Here is a 19,736-nt window from a genome sequence, read left to right on the forward strand (position 1 = left end):
CTTCAGGGCTGTTCCAGCCTGTCGATCGGCCGCCATCCGTGGATGACGTGACGCACGCCGATATCGTAGGCAAAATAGTTGCCGCCGCCGGCCGGCTGATCCGCGTCGCGGCTGATTTCCCGCCCGCCGAGGGAGAGAAGGAGGAGCGTTCCCACGCCTCCATGGCCCACAATAGCAATGTCGCCAGCGTCATGCGTGCCGAGCACGGCGCGGACCTCGCTCACGATACGATGTTGCGCATCCATTGCCCGCTCCCACCCGCGAACGCTTTTGCGCGGATTGGCGAAGAACTCGTCGGCGACCGCTTCGAACTCCAGCGGCGGCAGGAAGCCTGTCGCCGACCGGTCATTCTCATGCGTCCGTTCCCTCACATCGACGGCAAGGCCGACATGGCTTGCGAGGATCTCAGCGGTTTCTATCGCCTTGCGTTCAGCGGAAGATACGATGCGCCGGATCGATCCGACCCACGGTTGATCAAGCATGGCAACGGCTCTCGCCCGGCCGACGTCCGATAGACCCCATTCCGGCACGGGAACGGTGGCATCGACCTGAACCTGGGGATGCGTCACATAGTAGAGGATCGGCATGGTCGAGAGGTTACTACCTGAGCACGGAGCAGTTGCCGGAAATCAATAGCTCTGTGTCGAACGACGCGCTTTCGTGGCCGGCGGCTGTCTTGCCTGGACATCCGGCTTCGGCCCCACCGGCTTGAAGGAGCCTTTCTTGAACGGCGCCATGCCTTCCCTGGCCAACTCGTCGGCGCGTTCGTTCTCGGTATGACCGTCATGGCCCTTGACCCAGTTCCAGGTGACCTTGTGGCGCCGGTTGGCTTCGTCGAGCGCCTGCCACAGTTCACCGTTCTTGACCGGCTTCTTGTCGGCGGTCTTCCAGCCGTTCTTCTTCCAGCCATGGATCCATTTGGAAATGCCGTCCATGACATATTTGCTGTCGGTGTGAAGCTCGACCGTGCAAGGCTCCTTCAGCGCATTGAGCGCCGAGATGGCGGCCAGCAACTCCATGCGGTTGTTGGTCGTCTCGGCCTCGCCGCCCGAAAGTTCCTTGGTGGTGCCGTTGAAGCGCAAGATCGCACCCCAGCCGCCAGGGCCGGGATTGCCCGAACAGGCGCCGTCGGTGAAGATTTCAACCTGTTTGCTCATGATACCCCGTATTCGGCCAATCCATATTCCGAAGCAGATTTGATTGCCCGATGGAACCGCATCCGTCTGATGTACTCGGTCGGATCGCGCTTCATGACCAGGCCACCATCGGGAACGGTGAGCCAGTCGTAGAGCCGGGTCAACATGAAGCGCAGGGCCGAGCCGCGAGCCAGGATCGGAAGGGCTGCCTTTTCCTGATCGCTCAGGGGCCGCACGCTCTGATAGCCGGCGAGCAGCGCCTTGCCCTTCGTGAGATTGAAGGAAAAATCCTTCTCGAAGCACCAGGCGTTGAGGCAGGTGGCGACGTCGTAAGCGTAGAGGTCGTTGCAGGCGAAATAGAAGTCGATCAGGCCGGAGAGCTTTTCGCCGAGGAAAAACACATTGTCCGGGAAAAGATCGGCATGGATGATGCCTTCGGGGAGACCCTTTGGCCAGTTCCGCTCGAAATCGGCGAAGTCGGCATCGACTTCGGCCGCCAGGCCCGGCTCAACCTCGTCGGCCCGGCCGCGGGCTGCGGTCCACAGCTTGCGCCAGCCTTCGATGGCGAGCGCGTTGGGACGGGTCATCGAGAAATCGGCGCCGGCCAGGTGCAGGGCGGCCAGCGCCTTGCCGACTTCGGCGCAATGCGTCGCTGTCGGCCGTCGCAGCGAAAGCCCTTCGAGGAAGGTGATGATGACCGCCGGACGGCCGGCGAGTGTGCCGATGACGCTGCCGTCATGCGCTGTCACCGGCAGCGGGCAGGACACGCCCTTGTTGGCGAGATGGCCCATCAGCCCAAGGAAGAACGGCAGGTCCGCCTTCTCGACGCGCTTCTCATAGAGCGTCAGGATGTAGGAGCCGGTGGAGGTGTGCAGCAGGAAGTTCGAATTCTCGGTGCCTTCGGCGATGCCCTTGTAGGACAGGAGATCGCCGACCGGGTAGTGCTTCAGGAAAGCGCCGAGTTCGCCCTCCGCAACATCGGTGTAGACCGCCATGTGCCTTACGCGGCTCCATTGACGAAGGCCATGTCGGCCGGCGTCAGTTCGACATCGCGCAGTACCCGCATGACCGGAAAATCCTCTGTTTCGGTGGCCGTGATGGCCAGGTCGATCGTCACATCGAAGCGCTGGCGGAACGCGTCGATGATCTCGTCGACGATGATCTCCGGCGCCGATGCACCCGCCGACAGGCCAAGGGTCGAAATGTTGCCGATCTCATTCCACGGAATCTCGGCGGCGCGCTGCACGAGAAGCGACATCGTGGCGCCGGCACGCTCCGCGACCTCGACAAGGCGGCGCGAATTGGAGGAATTCGGGGCGCCGACGATCAGGTAGAGATCAGCCCCCGGCGCGGTGTCCTTGACCGCTTCCTGGCGATTGGTGGTGGCATAGCAGATCGATTCCGCCGCGGGCGCCTGAAGGTCGGGAAAACGGTCCCGCAGCGCACGGATGATGCCGGCGGTGTCCTCGACCGAAAGCGTGGTTTGGGTGACGAAGCCAAGCGCCTTCGGATCGGTCGGCACAAGCCTGGCCGCATCGGCCTCGGTCTCGATCAGCGTGACCGCGCCCTCGGGCAATTGCCCCATCGTGCCGATCACCTCTGGGTGTCCGGCATGGCCGATCAACAGTACATGGCGGCCAAGCCGCTGATGGCGCATCGCCTGTTTGTGGACTTTCGAGACCAGCGGACAGGTGGCGTCCAGATAGAACAGGTTGCGCGCCTGCGCGTCCGCCGGCACCGATTTGGGCACGCCGTGCGCCGAGAAGACGACCGGCGACTGCCGATGCTCGGGCGGGATTTCGGAAAGCTCCTCGATGAAGACGGCGCCAAGGCTCTGCAGTCCTTCGACGACGTAGCGGTTGTGCACGATCTCGTGGCGGACATAGACCGGCGCGCCATATTTCTTCAGCGCCAGCACGACGATCTGGATGGCACGGTCGACGCCGGCGCAGAAACCGCGAGGCTGGCAGAGCCGTATCGTCAGAGGAGGCTTGGCGATTGTCTGAAGCATTGAATCCTAGCCGGTTCGTCACCGCCGAAATGAGGTGCCTACCCCTGTTCTGTCAAGAGCGGGCCCTGTCAAGGGCATCTGTAGAAAAGGGGCATCGGTAGAAAGGGGCATCGGCAGAAGGGGCGGCGGTGGGGCGGCGGTGGAAAGGCGGCTCGCGCGTTCATTCCTCTTTCGCGGGACGGCGAAGCCAGGATGAGCACGGCTGCGAGTGCCGCGGCAAGCCCATACCAGGTGACAGCATATTGCAGGTGGCTGTTCGGCAGGTCGATGATGGTGACGCCTCCGATCGGCAGACCACCGGGATTCGGCGTCTTGTCGGCGTCGATGAAGATCGGCACCAGCGTGAACCCGGCCGGCAGGCCGGCGCTCGCCGCCATGACGTCGCGGTCCTTCCAATAGAAAATGTTCTTCGCCACGTCATTGTCGGGAAGCATCATCGACGGTTTCGCCGGCAGCGGATTGCGAGCGAGCCCGGTGATCGTGACCCTGCCCGTCACCTGCCCCTTGGCGCGCTTGGCTGCATCCTTGAGGTCGTAGGGGATGAAGCCGCGATTGACCAACACGAAGCGCCCGTCGTCGAGGGCCAACGGCGTGTAGACGTTGAAGCCGGCGTCACCTTCCCAGGTCGCGTAGAAATGGCGCTCGCCCGAATGCAGGAATGTGCCGGAGACCGTGACCGGCGTGTAGTCGACGTCGCCGGTCGAGGCGAATTCCTTCTCGACCTCGGCCAGCGGCACTGGCACCGAGTGGGTGCGTCGATCGATGGTCTGCAGAAGGCCTTCTTTCCAGTGCAGGCGCTGGACCTGCCAGGTGCCGAGCGCCAGAAGGATCAAAAGCAGCAGCAGGCCAAGGCCGAGCAGCAACGCCGATCGCGGCCGCGAACGGCCACGATCCTTGACGGAGGCCTCGCTCATTCGCCGTGGTCCAGCCGGCCTTCGGCCGCTTTGTTGGCGTATTGCAGGGTGAGCAGCACACCCTTGATCAGCCGCAGCGCCGTCAGGCACAGCACCAGGGCCAGCGGAATCCATATCAGCAGATGAAGCCAGAGCGGCGGGCTCAGCGTCACTTCGACCCAGAGAGCCAGGCCGACGATGATGAAGCCGATGATCAGGATGACGAAGACCGCCGGCCCGTCGCCCGCGTCGGCGAAGGAATAATCCAAGCCGCAATTGATGCAGCGCTTGCCGACGGTGAGGAACCCGGAAAATAACCGCCCCTCGCCGCAGCGTGGGCAGCGGCCATGCAGGCCGGCCGAAATCGGATCGATCGGAGGCCAGATCGCTTTGTCGTCATTCATGGTTATTTCTCGATCTCGATCGGTGTCCCATCGGTCACCATTGCCCAGATTTCGTCCATGTCGGAATCCGTAACGGCAATGCAGCCATCGGTCCAGTCGACCAATTGAAGCAGCCAGCCCCACCAGCCGAAGCCATTCGGCTGGCCATGGATCATGATCATGCCGCCGGAATCGGCATTGCGCGCCTTCGCGGCCGCCAGATCGTCGGCATTGGGATAGGAGATGTGGATCGACTTGTGCGCGATGCTGTCGGGGTTGCGCCAATCGAGAATATAGCGGCCCTCGGGCGTACGCTGATCGCCCTCCTTGCGTTTGTGGCCGAAGGGATTTCCACCGAGCGCGATGCCGTAGCTGCGCAGGACCTTGCCGTCACCGACCAGTTCGAGCCGCCGTTCCGCCTTGCGGACACGCACCAGATCGACCTTCTCAGCCGCAAGGACCGGGAATGCCAGGAGAATGAATGCGCAAATCGCCCAGGAAACTGTCCGCCGCATCGGCAACCGATCGGCGATCATTGCGCCGAAAAGAAGAAGGCGGCCCGTCGCCGTGGCCGCCTTCCAGAAATCCAAATGCTGAACGCCCGGATCAGTGGCCTTCGATCACCGCGCCGACCGATCCCCAGACGTAGATCGATGCAAACAGGAACAGCCAGACCACGTCGACGAAGTGCCAGTACCAGGCAGCAGCCTCGAAGCCGAAATGCTGCTTGGGGGTGAAGTCGCCCTTCATCGCCCGGATCAGGCAGACCAGCAGGAAGATGGTGCCGATGATGACATGGAAGCCGTGGAAGCCGGTCGCCATGAAGAAGGTCGCGCCGTAGATGGAATCCTTGAAGCCGAACGGAGCGTGCATGTACTCGTAGGCCTGCACCATGGTGAACAGCATGCCCAGGCCGACGGTCAGCACCAGGCCGTTGATCAGCCCCTTGCGATCGCCATGGATGAGCGAATGATGCGCCCAGGTGACCGTGGTGCCGGACAGGAGAAGGATAACAGTGTTATAGAGCGGCAGGTGGAAGGGATCGAGAACCTCCATGCCCTTGGGCGGCCAGACGCCACCAGTAAATGCCTTGCGCGCGTAGTTCTGTGCCTCTCCGGCAAAAAGGCTGGCATCGAAATAGGCCCAGAACCAGGCAACAAAGAACATCACCTCCGAGGCGATGAACATGATCATGCCATAGCGCAGATGCAGCGACACGACCCGCGTATGATGGCCCTCATGCGCTTCCTTGATCGTATCCGACCACCAGGCGAACATCGTGTAGAGCACGATCACCAGGCCGATGAAGAACAGCCACGGGTTGGCGATGTTGAAGCCGAATATCGGAAAAGAGCCGCCCTTCAGGTACTCCATGAGGCAGACACCGCCGAAGGCCATGACGAGCGCCCCGATCGAGCCCAGGAAGGGCCATGGGCTCGGGTCGACGAGATGATAGTCGTGATGTTTTGCGTGCGCGTCTGCCATATCAACCCCCGAGATTTGCTTCGGTATCTGAAACTGTCTTGCTGTTGCCCTTGGCCGGCTCCGAGGAGGCGACCGGCTTGTTCTTCTCGACCGGGAACATCGTGTAGGACAGCGTGATCGTCTTCACGTCCTTCAGTTCCGGCACATTCACGATGTCGGGGTCCACATAGAACAGGACCGGCATGTCCAGCGTCTCGCCGGGCTTCAGCGACGTATCGGTGAAGCAGAAGCACTCGACCTTGTTGAAGTAAGGACCCGCCAGTTCCGGCTGCACGTTGAAGGTGGCGCGGCCGGTAACGGGGCGATCGAACTTGTTCGTCGCCTGATAGTGCGCCTGCACTGTCTCGCCGATCTTCATGGTCATCGAGCGCTGGACCGGCTGGAACTCCCACGGCACGCCGGCAATATTGGCGTCGAAGCGGACGGTGATCTCGCGGTCGAGCACGCGGCCGGCATACTGCTTCTCGACACGTTGCGTCGTGCCGCCATAGCCGGTCGCCTGGCAGAACATCTTGTAGAGCGGCACGGCGGCATAGGCCATGCCGATCATGCCGGTGAAGAAGGCAAGGCAAACAGCAGCGACGATGCGGTTGCTGTTTTTGCCGGCCGTCTTTTTGGGCGTCTCGACGCTCATCACATCTTGCCCGACAAATTGTGGCCGAACTTCACGATCGTCGCGATGTAGAAAATGACGACCAGCACCGCCAGCGCCAGGCCTATGGCGATGGACCGGCTGCGCTGGGCCTTCCTCTGGCGATCGGTCAGGGTGACCGTCTCGAGCTTCTCCTCGACCATGATCATGCTCCACCCATGGCAAGCGCGCGTTCGACAACGCTGTCGGCCAAGTAGGCAGCGAAGATGGCGAAGAGATAAAGCAGCGAATAGGCAAACAGCGCCTTGGCCGGCTTCATGGCGCGGTCGTCGTCGGCCATGCCGAGCACCTTCCAGGCGTACCAGACAAAGCCGAGCCCGAGCAGTATGGCGGCCACGCCATAGAAGGGCGTGGTGTAGCCGAGCAGCCACGGCAGCACGCCAACAGGGGCCAGCACCAGCGCATAGGCGAAGATCTGACGGCGGGTCGACGCCTGGCCAGCGACATTGGGCATCATCGGGATGCCGGCGCGCTCGTAGTCCTCGGACTTGAACAGCGCGAGCGCCCAGAAATGCGGCGGCGTCCACAGGAAGATGATCAGGAACAGGATGATGCTTTCGAGCCTGACCGAGCCGGTCACCGCGGCCCAGCCTATGACTGGCGGGATCGCGCCGGCCGCGCCGCCGATGACGATGTTCTGCGGCGTCCAGCGCTTCAGCCACATCGTGTAGACGACGGCGTAGAAGAAGATGGTGAAGGCCAGCAGCGTCGCCGACAGCCAGTTGACCAGCACGCCGAGCGTCATCACCGAAAGCACCGAGAGCACCAGGCCGAAGCTCAGCGCCTCGTGCGGCTGGATCCGGCCGGACGGCACTGGACGGCTGGCCGTCCTGGTCATGACCGCGTCGATGTCGGCGTCGTACCACATGTTGAGCGCGCCAGAGGCGCCAGCACCGATGGCGATCGAAAGGATGGCGATCACCGCCAGCAGGGGATTGATCGTCACGGGTGCGGCGACCAGCCCGACGAAGGCTGTGAACACCACCAGCGACATGACGCGCGGCTTCAGCAGGGCGAAGAAATCGCCCGCCGTCGCTTCCGACATGCGGAAGCCCGCTTCGTCAATGCTGGTTTCGTCGACTAGGGCCATGCGTACTCAGTCCATCATTCCGTTGGCCAAAACCGCCGGCGGGCCGGCGGTTCTGTATCAGGCGGGAGCCGCCTTACTTGATCTTCGGCAGTTGCTCCCACTGGTGGAAAGGCGGCGGCGAAGGCAGCTGCCATTCGAGCGTGGTGGCGCCCTCACCCCATGGGTTGGCACCGGCGATTCGCTTCTTCTGGAAGGCTTCGAACACGCCGTAGAGGAAGATCGCCACGCCGACGGCCGAGATGTAGGAGCCGATCGACGACACATAGTTCCAGCCGGCAAACGCGTCCGGATAGTCGATGGTGCGGCGCGGCATGCCGGCCAGGCCAAGGAAATGCTGCGGGAAGAAGATCAGGTTCACGCCGACGAAGGTGACCCAGAAGTGGGTGTTTGCGATGACGGGCGAATACATGTAGCCGGTCATCTTCGGGAACCAGTAGTACCAGCCGGCGAAGATCGCGAACACCGCGCCCAGCGACAGCACGTAGTGGAAGTGGGCGATGACGAAATACGTGTCATGCAGCGAGCGGTCGAGACCGGCATTGGCCAGCTGGACGCCGGTGACGCCACCGATGGTGAACAGGAAGATGAAGCCCAGCGCCCACAGCATCGGCGTCTTGAAGGAGATCGATCCACCCCACATCGTTGCGATCCAGGAGAAGATCTTCACGCCCGTCGGCACCGCGATGACCATGGTGGCGAAGACGAAGTAGCGCTGGGTGTCGAGCGACAGGCCGGTCGTATACATGTGGTGCGCCCACACGATGAAGCCGACGGCGCCGATCGCGACCATGGCGTAGGCCATGCCGAGATAGCCGAACACCGGCTTCCTCGAGAAGGTCGAGACGATATGGCTGATGATACCGAAGCCCGGCAGGATCAGGATGTACACTTCCGGATGGCCGAAGAACCAGAACAGGTGCTGGAACAGCAGCGGGTCGCCGCCGCCATCAGGCGCGAAGAAGGTGGTGCCGAAATTGCGGTCTGTGAGCAGCATGGTGATGCCGCCGGCGAGCACCGGCAGGGACAACAGCAGCAGGAAGGCGGTGACCAGCACCGACCAGGCGAACAGCGGCATCTTGTGCAGCGTCATGCCCGGAGCGCGCATGTTGAAGATGGTGGTGATGAAGTTGATGGCACCGAGGATCGACGAGGCACCGGCGATGTGGATCGACAGGATGGCCAGATCCATGGCCGGCCCGGGCTGACCCGAGGTCGAAAGCGGCGGATAGAGCGTCCAGCCGCCGCCGACACCGTAGGCGCCCGGCGCGCTCGGCACGAACATCGAGGTGAGCAGCAGGATGAAGGCCGGCGGCAACAGCCAGAAGGAGATGTTGTTCATGCGCGGGAAAGCCATGTCGGGAGCGCCGATCATGATCGGCACCATCCAGTTGGCGAAGCCGCCAATCAGGGCCGGCATGACCATGAAGAAGATCATGATCAGCGCGTGCGCGGTGGCAAAGGCATTGTACATGCTCTTGCCGCCATCGATCGCGGCGTCACCGTTCATGCCGTAGACCATCTGCGCCAGGCCGCTGAATATCTGGATGCCGGGCTCCTGCAGCTCCATGCGGATGGCAACCGACAGGGCACCGCCGATGATGCCGGCCATGATCGCGAAGATCAGGTAGAGCGTACCGATGTCCTTGCGGTTGGTCGAATAAACCCAGCGCACCCAACCGTGATAAGGCTTGTGGTCGTGCCCGTCGTGAGCTGCAGCGTCTGCCATGTTCCGCTCCGTTCCCTAAATCTTGCTAACCCGCGGCATCAATTGCCGGCGGCCGCTACCTTGTTCTGGCCTTCGACCTCGGCCATGAGCGTCTTGTTGGCGCCGGGCAGGTCGGTCTTGGCTGCCGCCAGCCAGGTCTTGAACTGCGCATCCGAGACGACACGAATGGCGATCGGCATGAAGGCGTGGTCCTTGCCGCAAAGCTGCGAACACTGGCCATAATAGAGGCCTTCCTTCTCGGCCTTGAACCAGGTCTCGTTGGTGCGTCCCGGAATGGCGTCGATCTTGATGCCGAAGGACGGCATGGCGAAGGAGTGGATCACGTCGGTCGCGGTGACAAGCACGCGCGTCATCGTGTTGACCGGCACCACCAACTCGTTGTCGACGGCGAGCAGGCGCGGATAGACCTTGCGATCCTCCTTGCCCGCCTTGGCGCGATCGCCATCCTGGAGGATGGCCGAATTGAAGGAAAGCGTGTTGTCGGTCTGGTACTCGTAGTCCCAGTTCCACTGGTTGCCGGTCGCCTTGACGGTCAGCTTGGCTTCTTCCGGCGGCGTGTACTGCGCGGTCAAGAGCTGGAACGAGGGAATGGCGAGGCAGAGCAGGACCACGACCGGGCCAACGGTCCAGATCACCTCGATCAGCGTGTTGTGGCTGGTCTTGGAGGGGACCGGATTTGCGCTCGCGCGGAATTTCACGATGCAGTAGGCGAGAAGAAGCAGCACCAGAATGGTGATCGGGACGATGAACCACATCGTGTAGTTTCCGAACCACTCGATCTGCCGCATCATATCGGTCGCCGGCGCCTGGAAGGTCGTCTCCCACGCCACGGGCTGATCGGCATGGGCGGATGTGCCGGCAAAAATCGTGGCAGCGGCACAAGCACCCAGAAACTTGGCACTTGCTAGAAACCTGGCGCCAGCTCGGAAATTTCTCATCGCCCTCTTCGTCTCCCAGTTCCTCGCGGCTGCGCCAACGAGAATAACGAACAATGCCGGGACGGGAATCCCGACAGTCTCAAGGTGGTTCAAACCATACTCTTTTTCCCTCCGCAAGAAAGGAGCGGACGAAACTGTGCGGCATTTTTGCGCGCAAGCTGGCGCGGCTCTTCCGTGGCGGCGGCCGCAGCGGCGAATCGCGTATGCTCGGGCGGGTCGCCCGCCTCATGCGGGCGGAGTGCGCGAAGCGTCGTAATTCAGGCAAGATTGGCGGTAAAAAGCGCTGTATTGCCTGTTTCGGGACAGTTCGGACGCGGTCTCGTCCTTTACTTGGCATTGGCGCGGCTTAAAGTGCCGTGATTCGCAATGGAGCCGTCATGAACTCTTGGCTTTCGAGACTGAGGCACACGAGACCGGGGCTTTCGACAGCCCTGGCGAAGGTCATGTTTCTCGCCGTCCTGTCCACAGCCGGTCTGTTCGTCGCGAGTGAGGCCGATGCGGCCCAGCCGAGCGGCACGGTGCGCTCGACGCATGGCGCGTGGTCGATCATCTGCGACACGCCCGCAGGCGCGACCTCCGAGCAATGTGTCATGATGCAGAATGTCGTTGCCGAGGACCGTCCGGAGATGGGCCTGTCGGTGGTCGTGCTGCGCACCGCCGACAACAAGGCCGAGATCCTGCGCGTGCTGGCGCCGCTCGGCGTGCTGTTGCCCAACGGTCTCGGCCTCAACGTCGACGGCAAGGATATCGGCCGCGCCTATTTCGTGCGCTGCTTCCAGGACGGCTGCTACGCCGAGGTCATCCTGGAAAAGCCGCTCCTAGACACGCTGAAGACCGGCACGTCGGCGACGTTCATCGTCTTCCAGACGCCTGAAGAAGGCATAGGCATCCCTGTCGATCTCAAGGGATTTGCCGAGGGTTTCGCCGCCCTTCCCTGACCCCGTCCTTCGGAAACCCGGATGCTGACGCGGCTTTCGTGATCGGAAGCGGGGCTTGCATCAACCGGCCGCCGCCCATTCGTCGACACCGATCTTCATTGCCGATTGTGCGGGGGCGGCTTCGCGCCTACATCGGGGGAAAGCAATCTTCCCACGGGTGCACGCCATGAACAGCCTGATCGGCCAATTCGACATGTCAGACGATCGTATCAAGCAGATCGTTGCCGACACCATAAACGGCGCCGACGACGGCGAACTGTTTCTCGAATACAGCGAGAGCGAAGCGCTGATGTTCGACAATGGCCGGTTGAAGACCGCCAACTTCAACACCGACCAGGGCTTTGGCCTGCGCGCGGTCGCCGGTGAGGCCAGTGGCTACGCTCATTCGAGCGACCTCTCCGAGGCCTCGCTGCTGCGCGCGGCCGCTGCCGTTGCGACCGTCAAGGGCGGCTATTCCGGTACGCTTGCCACGCCGCCCGCCCGCACCAACCGCCATCTCTACGGCGACGAGAACCCGATCCCCTCGCCTTCCTTCGAGGCCAAGGCAAAGCTGTTGCAGGAAATCGACGCCTGGCTGCGCGCCGAGGATCCGCGCGTGCGCCAGGTGACGGCCTCGCTCGCCGCGTCCTGGCAGCATGTCGAGATCGTACGCGCGGACGGTCAGGTGGTGCGCGATATCAGGCCGCTGGTCCGCATCAACGTCTCGGTCGTGGTTGGCGACGGCGACCGCCAGGAAAGCGGCTCCTACGGCATGGGTGGACGCAAGGCCTTTGGCGAATTCCTGATCGAGGACAGCTGGAAGCATGCCGCCAAGGAAGCGCTCCGTCAGGCGCTGGTCAATCTCGAGGCCATTCCCGCCCCGGCCGGTACCTTCGACATCGTGCTGTCCAGCGGCTGGCCGGGCGTCATGCTGCACGAAGCCGTCGGGCACGGGCTGGAAGGCGACTTCAACCGCAAGAAGACTTCGGCCTTCGCCGGCCTTTTGGGCCAGCAGGTCGCCGCCAAGGGCGTCACCGTGGTTGATGACGGCACAATCCCGGAGCGGCGTGGCTCGCTCACCGTCGACGACGAAGGGACGCCGTCGGCCCGCAACGTGCTGATCGAGGACGGCAAGCTGGTCGGCTACATGCAGGACAGGCAGAATGCCCGGCTGATGGGCATGAAGGCCACCGGCAACGGAAGGCGCGAGGGCTACGCGCACCAGCCGATGCCGCGCATGACCAATACCTACATGACTTCTGGTGACATGGAGCCGGACGAGATCATCGCCTCGGTCAAGAACGGCATCTATGCCGTCTCCTTCGGCGGCGGCCAGGTCGACATCACTTCGGGCAAATTCGTGTTCGGCTGCACCGAGGCCTACATGATCGAGAACGGCAAGGTAACGCAGCCGATCAAGGGGGCGATGCTGATCGGCAACGGGCCGGATGCCATGCACCGCGTCTCGATGGTCGGCAACGACATGAAGCTCGACAATGGCATCGGCATGTGCGGCAAGGCCGGACAGGGCGTGCCGGTCGGCGTCGGCCAGCCGCATCTCAGGATGAACCAGATGACGGTTGGCGGCACAAGGGTTTGAGGCCTTGGAGCCGTTTCGGTAACATCATCGGCCAAAGTGATGTTTCCGGATGCAGGCGGCCCGGCCATGCCCAGATCAAGGATCGTCATCCTGACAGGTGCCGGCATTTCGGCGGAATCGGGCGTCGCGACCTTTCGCGATCCCGATGGTGTCTGGACGAAATGCAACCTCGAAGACGTTGCGACGCCGGAAGGTTTTGCCCGCGATCCCGTCAAGGTGCAGGACTTCTACAACATGCGCCGGCGACAAATGGACAGCGTCGAGCCGAACGTGGCCCATGCGGCACTGGCCAGGCTGGAGCGCGAAATCCGAGGCGACGTCCTCCTCGTCACCCAGAATATCGACGATCTGCATGAGCGCGCCGGCTCGCGAAACTTGATCCATATGCATGGAGAGCTCGGCCGCGCGCTTTGCCAGGACTGTGGCGGAAGCAGCGCCTGGGCCGGCGACATCGCTATTCAGTCCGGATGTCCAGCCTGCGGTGCGAAGGGACGGTTGCGGCCCGACGTGGTCTGGTTCGGCGAGATGCCTTACCGCATGGAAGAGATCGGCGAGGCGTTGACGCGTTGCGACCTGTTCGTGGCGATCGGAACGAGCGGCAACGTCTACCCGGCCGCGGGTTTTGTCGAGGAGGCGCGCGCCGCCGGCGCCTTGACGATCGAACTCAACCTGAAATGCGCCGGCTAGGCCTCCCGCTTCGACGACCAGATGGAAGGACCGGCGACGCAAGTGGTGCCTGCCTTCGTCGAACGTATTCTCTCGGCGGCGGGCTGACGCAGACGTTTTCCGGCCTGAATCCTGGCCGGCACCTTGAAGTGAACACAATCCAAGTTAGGAAATTGTTAAGTGTTTAACTGCCTGGGCTGCATTTGCGCACGAACGCAGCACCAGTTCCCTCGTTGCGGTGGTGGTTTTGGCAATGCGGCATTCCTCCGTCCTGACCTCGTCTATCCTGCTTGGCTTCGTTTCGTTGATCGGTGCGACGTCGCTGCAAGTCAGCCCGGCGGCGGCGCAGTCGACCTTGTTCAAGCGAATATCGACGCGCCCATCCACGGATGGGTCACTCTCCGCCGCCGTTGGCGGCTCCACCAGCGTCCCCTACGGTTGGCTCGATTTCTGCCATCGCCGACCAAAAGAGTGCAAGGTGCCCGCTCTCCCGGCCGCCAGCGTCAAGCTGACCGCGCAGAACCTGCGCACCCTCAAGCGGATAAACCAGAAGGCGAACAGGTCCATCAAACCCGTCAGCAATTTCGACCACTGGGGCACGATGACGGACCACTGGGATTACCCGGTTGACGGCAAGGGCGACTGCAAGATCTACGCACTCTACAAGCGCAAGCTTCTTCAGGAGGCTGGATTTCCCCGGCAGGCGCTGCTGATGACAGTGGTGCACGACCTTGACAATGAAGGCCACACTATCCTGACGGTGAAAACCGACAAAGGCGATCTGGTCCTCGACAATCTGGTCGACGAAATCAGGCCCTGGAACGCAACAGGCTACTATTTCCTGAAACGGCAGTCGCAGCAGAACCCGAATGTCTGGGTGTCGATCAACCAGCGAGGTGGCACGCCGAAGGCCATCACGAATGTTGCCAAACTCGTGAACTGAACGGCCTGGCGATCCAGCCATTCAGGCGTTTGGTGGGTTTCATCCGCCCTTGATCTGGCCCAGGCGAACAGATCTCAGACGGAAACCCGGTTCACATTTTCCGGAATTGCCGCCAGCCTTGCTGGCAGGCTGGCGGCGAAACCTTCACCCGCGAAGGCGGCTGATCAGCCGGCCTTGCCGCCGTTCTTCTTGCAGTCGGCCCGGAACTTTTCACGGGCCTTGCCGTGCAGTTTCTGGGCGTCGGCGAGCGCGGAACACTGCTTCGAAATCGCGGTTTTTTCAGGCGTCATGGCAGTCGTCTTTGCCTTCTTCGCGGGGGCGGCCGTTGTGGTGGCCGGCGCCGTCGTGGTCGCCGCCGTCGTCGCTGCCGCGGCAGTTCCCGTCGCAATGAACCCGGCCAAAGCGATGGACGTCAGAACGCTTGCAATCCTCATTGTGGTCACTCCCTTGAGCGCCCCCGGCATTGACTGGTAACAGCGAGCCGAGGCACTGCGCAATCTTGGCCGTGGCCAACCACGCAGTTGTGATGTGATCGCAGGTCGCCGCCGCGGCCCGCCATGTTTTGCCGCCGGCCGGCAAAGCCGACTCACCCCACACCACGCGACCAGCAACGCGCTTCAAGCCTTTGTCTTATGCATGTCCCGACCCAAGCGGATCACCTCTTGGGGGGACATGCGCTATTTCTTGCAAGCGGGCTCATTGGGATGCCCGCAAGACGGCTTCCTGGCAGCTGGCGGCTGCGGCGGCCTTGGCTGTGCCTGCCGCTGCACCTGCTGCTTCGGCTGGGCGTGGAACTCTGGCCTCTGCGGCCTGGGCTGCATCTGCTGCCTCGGCTGGGCGTGGAACTCTGGCCTCTGCGGCCTGGGCTGCACCTGCACCTTCAGCTGCGGGTTGCCGTTGTTGGCCTTGAATTTCTGCTGGACATTGCCGCCAGTGTTGCCGTTGACAGGCAACTTGCGGAATTTGGGAGCCTTGCCATCGCCCTTGAGCCCATTGCCTTGCCCATTGGCCTGGGCGTTCGTCTGGCCGCCGCCCTGATTGTGAAGTTTCCTGAACTTGCCGTTAGGCGGATTCTGGCTTGAATTCTGGCCATTGAGCGCCGATGGGTTGTTTGCTCGATTCGCCGCAGGCGTGCCGTTGACGCCCGGGATCTTGCGGAGCTTCTTGCCGGTACCGTTCTGGCCCTGCCCATTGCCCTGGCCATTGGTCCCGTTTTGCCCATTCACCACCGGGTTGCCGGTCACGGCGGCGTTTCCACCTGCCGTGACCTGCTTGTTCAAGAGCTTCCTGGACTTGTTGTTGGGCAGGTTCTGTCCATTCAGCACCGGCTTGCCATTGACGAGCGGCAGGGTCTTGCCGTCAGCGCCGGGCAAGGCATGACCTGTCAGCTTGTCGGCAGGCAATGTCTTCGACAACGGCCTGGCACCACCCGGCTGTTGGCCACCCTGCCCCAGCTTCAGCGGCAGGCCGCCGGGGTTCTGTTTGGACAGCACGGTTTCCTTTTTCTGCAGGAAAGCCGGCAACGCCACCTTGGTCGCCAGGGCGGCAGCACCCAGGCCCACGGCGCCAGCAGTCAGCTTCTGGCCGGTGGTGAGGCCACCGCCCTGGTTGTTGGTCTCGTTGATCGTCGTGTTGTTGATGATCGTGGTGTTGTGGATGTTGTTGAAGATGACGTCGTTCGGCGGCGGGTAGATGTCGTGCGGCGGGTTGACCCAGGCAGGCACCGGCACAAAGACAGGCGTCGGCAGCACGAATATCCCGACCGGCGGCGGCGGTGGTGGCAATTCGATGAAGTCGCGCGGCCGCGGCGGCAGGAATATCACCGCCACGGGCGGCGGCGGGTCGAAGTCGAATTCCGGATCGTCGAAATAGAGCACTGGCCGGTCGACATAGACGATCTCTTCCGGCGGTGGCGGCGGCACGTCATAGTCATAGACCGCGAAATTCTGCGGCGGCTCCAGGGCAGCGTCGAAATGCTCGAGCCTGCGGCGGGCATCCCAGGCATGGGGGCCATGCGGATAGCGATCGAGATAGGACCAATAGGCTTCGGGCGTGTCCCTGAGCCAGGTCTGGCGCCAGGTGATCGCCTCGCGCCGCGCCGCCAGGATCGCGCGCACGCGCTTGGCCATCGGGTCATGCGGATAAGCAACGATGAAATCTTCGTAGCCGCGCATCGTGTCGCGATCGAGAGCCGCGATATAGGCATCATGCGCGTCGAAATCGCGTATCTCCTTGGTTCGGTTGGTACGCACCTCGGCGGCGGAGACCTGCGGCGCCGGAGCATCCGGGCCGCGGTCGAAGAAGACAAAGGGATCGGTGATCTTGGAGGCGTTCCAAGGCACCTCCGCGCCATCAGTCACTTCATTGACCCGCAGCCGCGTGCGGTCAAACACATCGCCCAGTTGCAGGCCACCATCCCTGATCATCTCGGCAAGCGCCTGGGCATAGGCCCCATAGGGTCCCTTGCCTTCCGGCGCGACCGTGCCCGGGGCTGCGTTGAAGGCAATCAGCATGTTCGGGTCGGGATCGACCAGTGCGAGGCCACCGGCCAGCGGCTGGTTCGACTTGGCGAAGGAATTTGGCCGCGCCGCGTCGAGCACGACGATGTTGACCTTCGTCGGCAGCGCGGCGAGCGGCTTGGTGAGGTCGGAAACCCGCACCGCGGCCATCGGCACGTCAGCCGCATTGGCGATCTCGGCATCGACGGGCGCGAAATAGTTCTCGCCTTCGAACTGCAATCCCTGCCCGGCCAGATAGACAAACACCACCGCGTCGGGGCCGGCTGCGGTCACCTTGGCGAGGAAATCGCGATAGGCGCCACGCAGCGATTCCTGGTCGACGTCACGCGCGCCGACCACGTCGAACCCGGCCGCCTGCAATGTCTGGGCGATCAAGCCCGCATCATTGGCCGGCGTCGTCAGCGCGCTAGCGGGATAGGCGGCATTGCCGATGACGAAGGCAAGGCGCTTTTCGCCTTGCGCCAGCGCCCCGGCCGTCGAGCCGAATGCCAAAATGGAGAGAGCGAGGAAGAAAGCGAGGAATTTCAAGACCGTCCGCATTACGATCATCCGTCAGGTAAGATGCTTCCGCCCCAGAGCCCAGACTAGGCTTGCGCAAAAAGGCGGCTTTGCGGCGTTAATCCGGCGTCTTTCGGTATCGAGCGGTCGATTGCCCGGTTTCAACGAAACGTGATCATTGTCCGGCTCAGCCGCGCCTTTTCCTGGGCTTTTCCAGCAGGGCGACCGCCTCGACATGCGGCGACCACAGGAACTGGTCGATCGGCGTCACGCTTTTCAGGGTGTAGCCGCCGTCGAGGAGGATGCGCAGGTCGCGAGCCAGCGTCACCGGGTTGCAGGACACCGCGGCAACGAATGGAACATCCGAGCGGGCGATCTGCTTCGACTGGTCCTCGGCACCCGCTCGCGGCGGATCGAAGACAAGGCCGTCAAAGGCGTTCAACTCCTTGAAGGTCAAGGGTCGGCGGAACAGGTCGCGGCGTTCGCCCGTCACCCGCTTGATGCCAGTCGCGAAGCGCGATCCCCGGTCGAGCGCCGAAAGTGCCGCCGCATCGCCCTCCACCGCATGGACTTCCGACTTCGCCGCAAGCCGGAGCGCAAAGCTGCCACAGCCTGCGAAGAGATCGGCGATCTTCTTGGCGCGCTTCAGATGTCCGCCGACAATCTCGGCCATGGTCTGCTCGGCTGCTTCGGTTGCCTGCAGGAAGGCACCCGGCGGCACGGCGACAGCGACGCTGCCGAACATCACCACGGGCTTTCTCGGCTCGATGATGATCTCGTCATCGATGGACAGCCTGGCAAAGCCTTGCGCAAGCACAAAATTGGACGCGATGCGGCGCTGGTGTTCGCCGAGCTTGCCGGACTCATGCACCGCGACATCGAGGCCGGAACCGGTCACGGTGACCGCCATCCGGAACGATTTGGTGGTGGCGCATATCAAGTCGGCGAGCGCCTTCAACTGGCCAAGCGCTCCGACGATTTCGGGCAGCGAGATCGGACATTCCGATATGGAAATGATTTCCGGCGACAGATGGCGATTGAAGCCGAGCAGCATGCCTGTATCGCTGCGACGCGCGGCAAGCACGACACGGCGTCGCGTCTGCGGAGCGCAGGCAACCAGCGCGTCGATGTCGCACTCGATGCCCTTGCCCTTCAGGGCGTGCACCACCTTCTCGCGTTTCCACTGGCGATAGGCTTCGGCCTCGAAATGCTGGAGGGCACAGCCTCCGCACTCCGTGAAATGGCGGCAGGCCGGCTCTATGCGCAGCGGCGAAACCTCCAGCACCGCCATCAACGTGGCGCGATCCCGCTCGCGCGCGGCGGTGACGGTCTCGCCGGGCAGCGTGAAGGGAATGAACAGATCGCCGCCTTCGGTCTCGGCAATGCCGTCGCCCTGGGCGCCAAGCTTTTTGATGGTGAAGCGCGCGCTCATCGATCCTTGATTCCACCGAGCAGGAATTCGCGATTGCCGTCGCCGCCTTCGATTGGCGACAGATGCAGGCCGAGCGAGCGCCAGCCGGGCACGGCGTCCAGCCAATCCTGCAGCAGGCCGGCGACCCGGGCGGCATCGAAGGGGTCTTTCAAGAGACCACCCTTGCCGATCGCCTCGCGACCCGCCTCGAATTGCGGCTTGACCAGAAAGATCCCGGCGGCACCGGGCTTCGCAATGGCGAGCGCCGGCGGCAACGCCAACTTCAGCGAGATAAAGCTGACGTCGGAGACGATGAAACCTGGAACACGGCCGGCAAGGTCAGCGATGGTGATATCGCGGGCGTTCAGCCCTTCGACGACCGTCACCCGCGGGTCCTTGCCAATATCAGGATGTATCTGGCCATGACCGACATCGATTGCCGTGACATGGGCGGCGCCGCGTTCGAGCAGCACCTGGGTGAACCCGCCGGTCGAGGCGCCGATGTCGAGCGCTTCGCGGCCGGCTGGGTCGAGGCTGAAGTGGTCGAGCCCGCCGATCAGCTTCAGTGCCGCGCGCGAGACATAGCCTTGCGCCGGATCATCGATGACAACAAGGCATTGCGGCGAAACGTTCTGACCGGGCTTGCGGGCAATGGTGCCATCAACCGTCACCGCGCCACGCTCGACCGCGTCGCGGGCACGCGAGCGGCTGGCAAACAGGCCGCGCTGGACGAGCAGGTCGTCGAGCCGCTGGCGGGTGCTGGCTGGCAGAGGCGAGTTCATCGGCCTTCATGGCGAAAGCTGGCGGCGAAGGCAAGGACATTGGACCGAACAAGGAAAGAGCGGCGAGCGCATCAGGCCGCGCCGCG

General features: G+C 63.0%; 22 protein-coding genes. 5 read left to right on the forward strand and 17 right to left on the reverse strand.

The window, feature by feature from the left end:
- Positions 1-2 precede the first annotated feature (2 nt).
- The 13 genes from EB230_RS25800 to coxB form a co-directional block, all read right to left on the reverse strand.
- Positions 3-587 carry a histidine phosphatase family protein gene (locus EB230_RS25800; RefSeq protein WP_056563933.1) on the reverse strand — a complete coding sequence of 195 codons (585 nt, stop codon included), beginning with the start codon at positions 585-587 and terminating at the stop codon, positions 3-5.
- Between the two features lie 42 nt (positions 588-629).
- Positions 630-1,157, reverse strand: coding sequence for a ribonuclease HI (rnhA, locus tag EB230_RS25805; RefSeq protein ID WP_056563937.1), 528 nt, complete (start codon positions 1,155-1,157; stop codon positions 630-632).
- On the reverse strand, positions 1,154-2,131 hold the full coding sequence (locus tag EB230_RS25810) for a homoserine kinase (RefSeq protein WP_056563942.1): 978 nt from the start codon (positions 2,129-2,131) through the stop codon (positions 1,154-1,156). The genes rnhA and EB230_RS25810 overlap by 4 nt, the downstream gene beginning before the upstream one ends.
- Positions 2,132-2,136: 5 nt before the next feature.
- Positions 2,137-3,147: a 4-hydroxy-3-methylbut-2-enyl diphosphate reductase gene (ispH, locus tag EB230_RS25815; protein WP_056563945.1), complete on the reverse strand. Its 1,011-nt coding sequence runs from the start codon at positions 3,145-3,147 to the stop codon at positions 2,137-2,139.
- A 68-nt stretch (positions 3,148-3,215) separates the two neighbouring features.
- Positions 3,216-4,061 (reverse strand): SURF1 family protein, encoded by an 846-nt coding sequence (locus EB230_RS25820; RefSeq protein ID WP_172374182.1) that lies wholly within the window; start codon positions 4,059-4,061, stop codon positions 3,216-3,218.
- Positions 4,058-4,444 carry a DUF983 domain-containing protein gene (locus tag EB230_RS25825; protein WP_056563950.1) on the reverse strand — a complete coding sequence of 129 codons (387 nt, stop codon included), beginning with the start codon at positions 4,442-4,444 and terminating at the stop codon, positions 4,058-4,060. Before EB230_RS25825 ends, EB230_RS25820 begins: the two co-directional genes overlap by 4 nt.
- A gap of 2 nt (positions 4,445-4,446) precedes the next feature.
- Positions 4,447-4,938 (reverse strand): L,D-transpeptidase family protein, encoded by a 492-nt coding sequence (locus tag EB230_RS25830; RefSeq protein ID WP_056565625.1) that lies wholly within the window; start codon positions 4,936-4,938, stop codon positions 4,447-4,449.
- 91 nt (positions 4,939-5,029) lie between these two features.
- The gene (locus EB230_RS25835; protein ID WP_056563953.1) at positions 5,030-5,908 is read right to left on the reverse strand and encodes a cytochrome c oxidase subunit 3; all 879 of its coding nucleotides are present in this window, start codon (positions 5,906-5,908) and stop codon (positions 5,030-5,032) included.
- A 1-nt stretch (position 5,909) separates the two neighbouring features.
- Positions 5,910-6,542: a cytochrome c oxidase assembly protein gene (locus EB230_RS25840; RefSeq protein ID WP_056563955.1), complete on the reverse strand. Its 633-nt coding sequence runs from the start codon at positions 6,540-6,542 to the stop codon at positions 5,910-5,912.
- Positions 6,542-6,703, reverse strand: a complete 162-nt coding sequence (locus EB230_RS25845; RefSeq protein ID WP_081294770.1) for a hypothetical protein — start codon at positions 6,701-6,703, stop codon at positions 6,542-6,544. The genes EB230_RS25840 and EB230_RS25845 overlap by 1 nt, the downstream gene beginning before the upstream one ends.
- A gap of 2 nt (positions 6,704-6,705) precedes the next feature.
- Complete coding sequence (locus EB230_RS25850) at positions 6,706-7,650, reverse strand: heme o synthase (RefSeq protein ID WP_172374183.1); 945 nt, start codon at positions 7,648-7,650, stop codon at positions 6,706-6,708.
- Between the two features lie 73 nt (positions 7,651-7,723).
- Positions 7,724-9,376, reverse strand: coding sequence for a cytochrome c oxidase subunit I (gene ctaD / locus EB230_RS25855; protein WP_172374184.1), 1,653 nt, complete (start codon positions 9,374-9,376; stop codon positions 7,724-7,726).
- A 38-nt stretch (positions 9,377-9,414) separates the two neighbouring features.
- The gene (gene coxB, locus EB230_RS25860) at positions 9,415-10,431 is read right to left on the reverse strand and encodes a cytochrome c oxidase subunit II (protein WP_056563967.1); all 1,017 of its coding nucleotides are present in this window, start codon (positions 10,429-10,431) and stop codon (positions 9,415-9,417) included.
- 260 nt (positions 10,432-10,691) lie between these two features.
- Between coxB and EB230_RS25865 the strand changes: the two genes are divergently transcribed.
- The 4 genes from EB230_RS25865 to EB230_RS25880 all read left to right on the forward strand — a co-directional run bounded on the left by EB230_RS25865 (position 10,692) and on the right by EB230_RS25880 (position 14,440).
- The gene (locus EB230_RS25865; RefSeq protein WP_056563969.1) at positions 10,692-11,252 is read left to right on the forward strand and encodes an invasion associated locus B family protein; all 561 of its coding nucleotides are present in this window, start codon (positions 10,692-10,694) and stop codon (positions 11,250-11,252) included.
- A gap of 166 nt (positions 11,253-11,418) precedes the next feature.
- Entirely contained in the window at positions 11,419-12,831 is a 1,413-nt protein-coding gene (gene tldD / locus EB230_RS25870) for a metalloprotease TldD (RefSeq protein ID WP_056563972.1), read from the forward strand.
- 66 nt (positions 12,832-12,897) lie between these two features.
- A complete protein-coding gene (locus EB230_RS25875; protein WP_320411991.1) occupies positions 12,898-13,518 on the forward strand; it encodes an NAD-dependent deacylase in 621 nt (206 codons plus the stop codon).
- Between the two features lie 232 nt (positions 13,519-13,750).
- The gene (locus EB230_RS25880; protein ID WP_056563974.1) at positions 13,751-14,440 is read left to right on the forward strand and encodes a transglutaminase-like cysteine peptidase; all 690 of its coding nucleotides are present in this window, start codon (positions 13,751-13,753) and stop codon (positions 14,438-14,440) included.
- 164 nt (positions 14,441-14,604) lie between these two features.
- On the opposite strand, the gene EB230_RS33015 is transcribed toward EB230_RS25880, so the two are convergent.
- Positions 14,605-14,730: a hypothetical protein gene (locus EB230_RS33015; RefSeq protein ID WP_274534531.1), complete on the reverse strand. Its 126-nt coding sequence runs from the start codon at positions 14,728-14,730 to the stop codon at positions 14,605-14,607.
- Between EB230_RS33015 and EB230_RS32750 the strand changes: the two genes are divergently transcribed.
- A complete protein-coding gene (locus EB230_RS32750; RefSeq protein WP_244493899.1) occupies positions 14,729-14,914 on the forward strand; it encodes a hypothetical protein in 186 nt (61 codons plus the stop codon). The genes EB230_RS33015 and EB230_RS32750 overlap by 2 nt on opposite strands.
- A gap of 203 nt (positions 14,915-15,117) precedes the next feature.
- On the opposite strand, the gene EB230_RS25890 is transcribed toward EB230_RS32750, so the two are convergent.
- From EB230_RS25890 to EB230_RS25900, 3 genes are all read right to left on the reverse strand, one after another.
- Positions 15,118-17,508 (reverse strand): caspase domain-containing protein, encoded by a 2,391-nt coding sequence (locus tag EB230_RS25890; protein WP_172374185.1) that lies wholly within the window; start codon positions 17,506-17,508, stop codon positions 15,118-15,120.
- A 136-nt stretch (positions 17,509-17,644) separates the two neighbouring features.
- Positions 17,645-18,889, reverse strand: coding sequence for a class I SAM-dependent RNA methyltransferase (locus EB230_RS25895; protein ID WP_172374186.1), 1,245 nt, complete (start codon positions 18,887-18,889; stop codon positions 17,645-17,647).
- Positions 18,886-19,650: a TlyA family RNA methyltransferase gene (locus EB230_RS25900; RefSeq protein ID WP_172374187.1), complete on the reverse strand. Its 765-nt coding sequence runs from the start codon at positions 19,648-19,650 to the stop codon at positions 18,886-18,888. Before EB230_RS25900 ends, EB230_RS25895 begins: the two co-directional genes overlap by 4 nt.
- Positions 19,651-19,736: the final 86 nt, after the last annotated feature.

The organism is Mesorhizobium sp. NZP2234, assembly GCF_013170765.1.
GTDB lineage: Bacteria > Pseudomonadota > Alphaproteobacteria > Rhizobiales > Rhizobiaceae > Mesorhizobium > Mesorhizobium loti_D.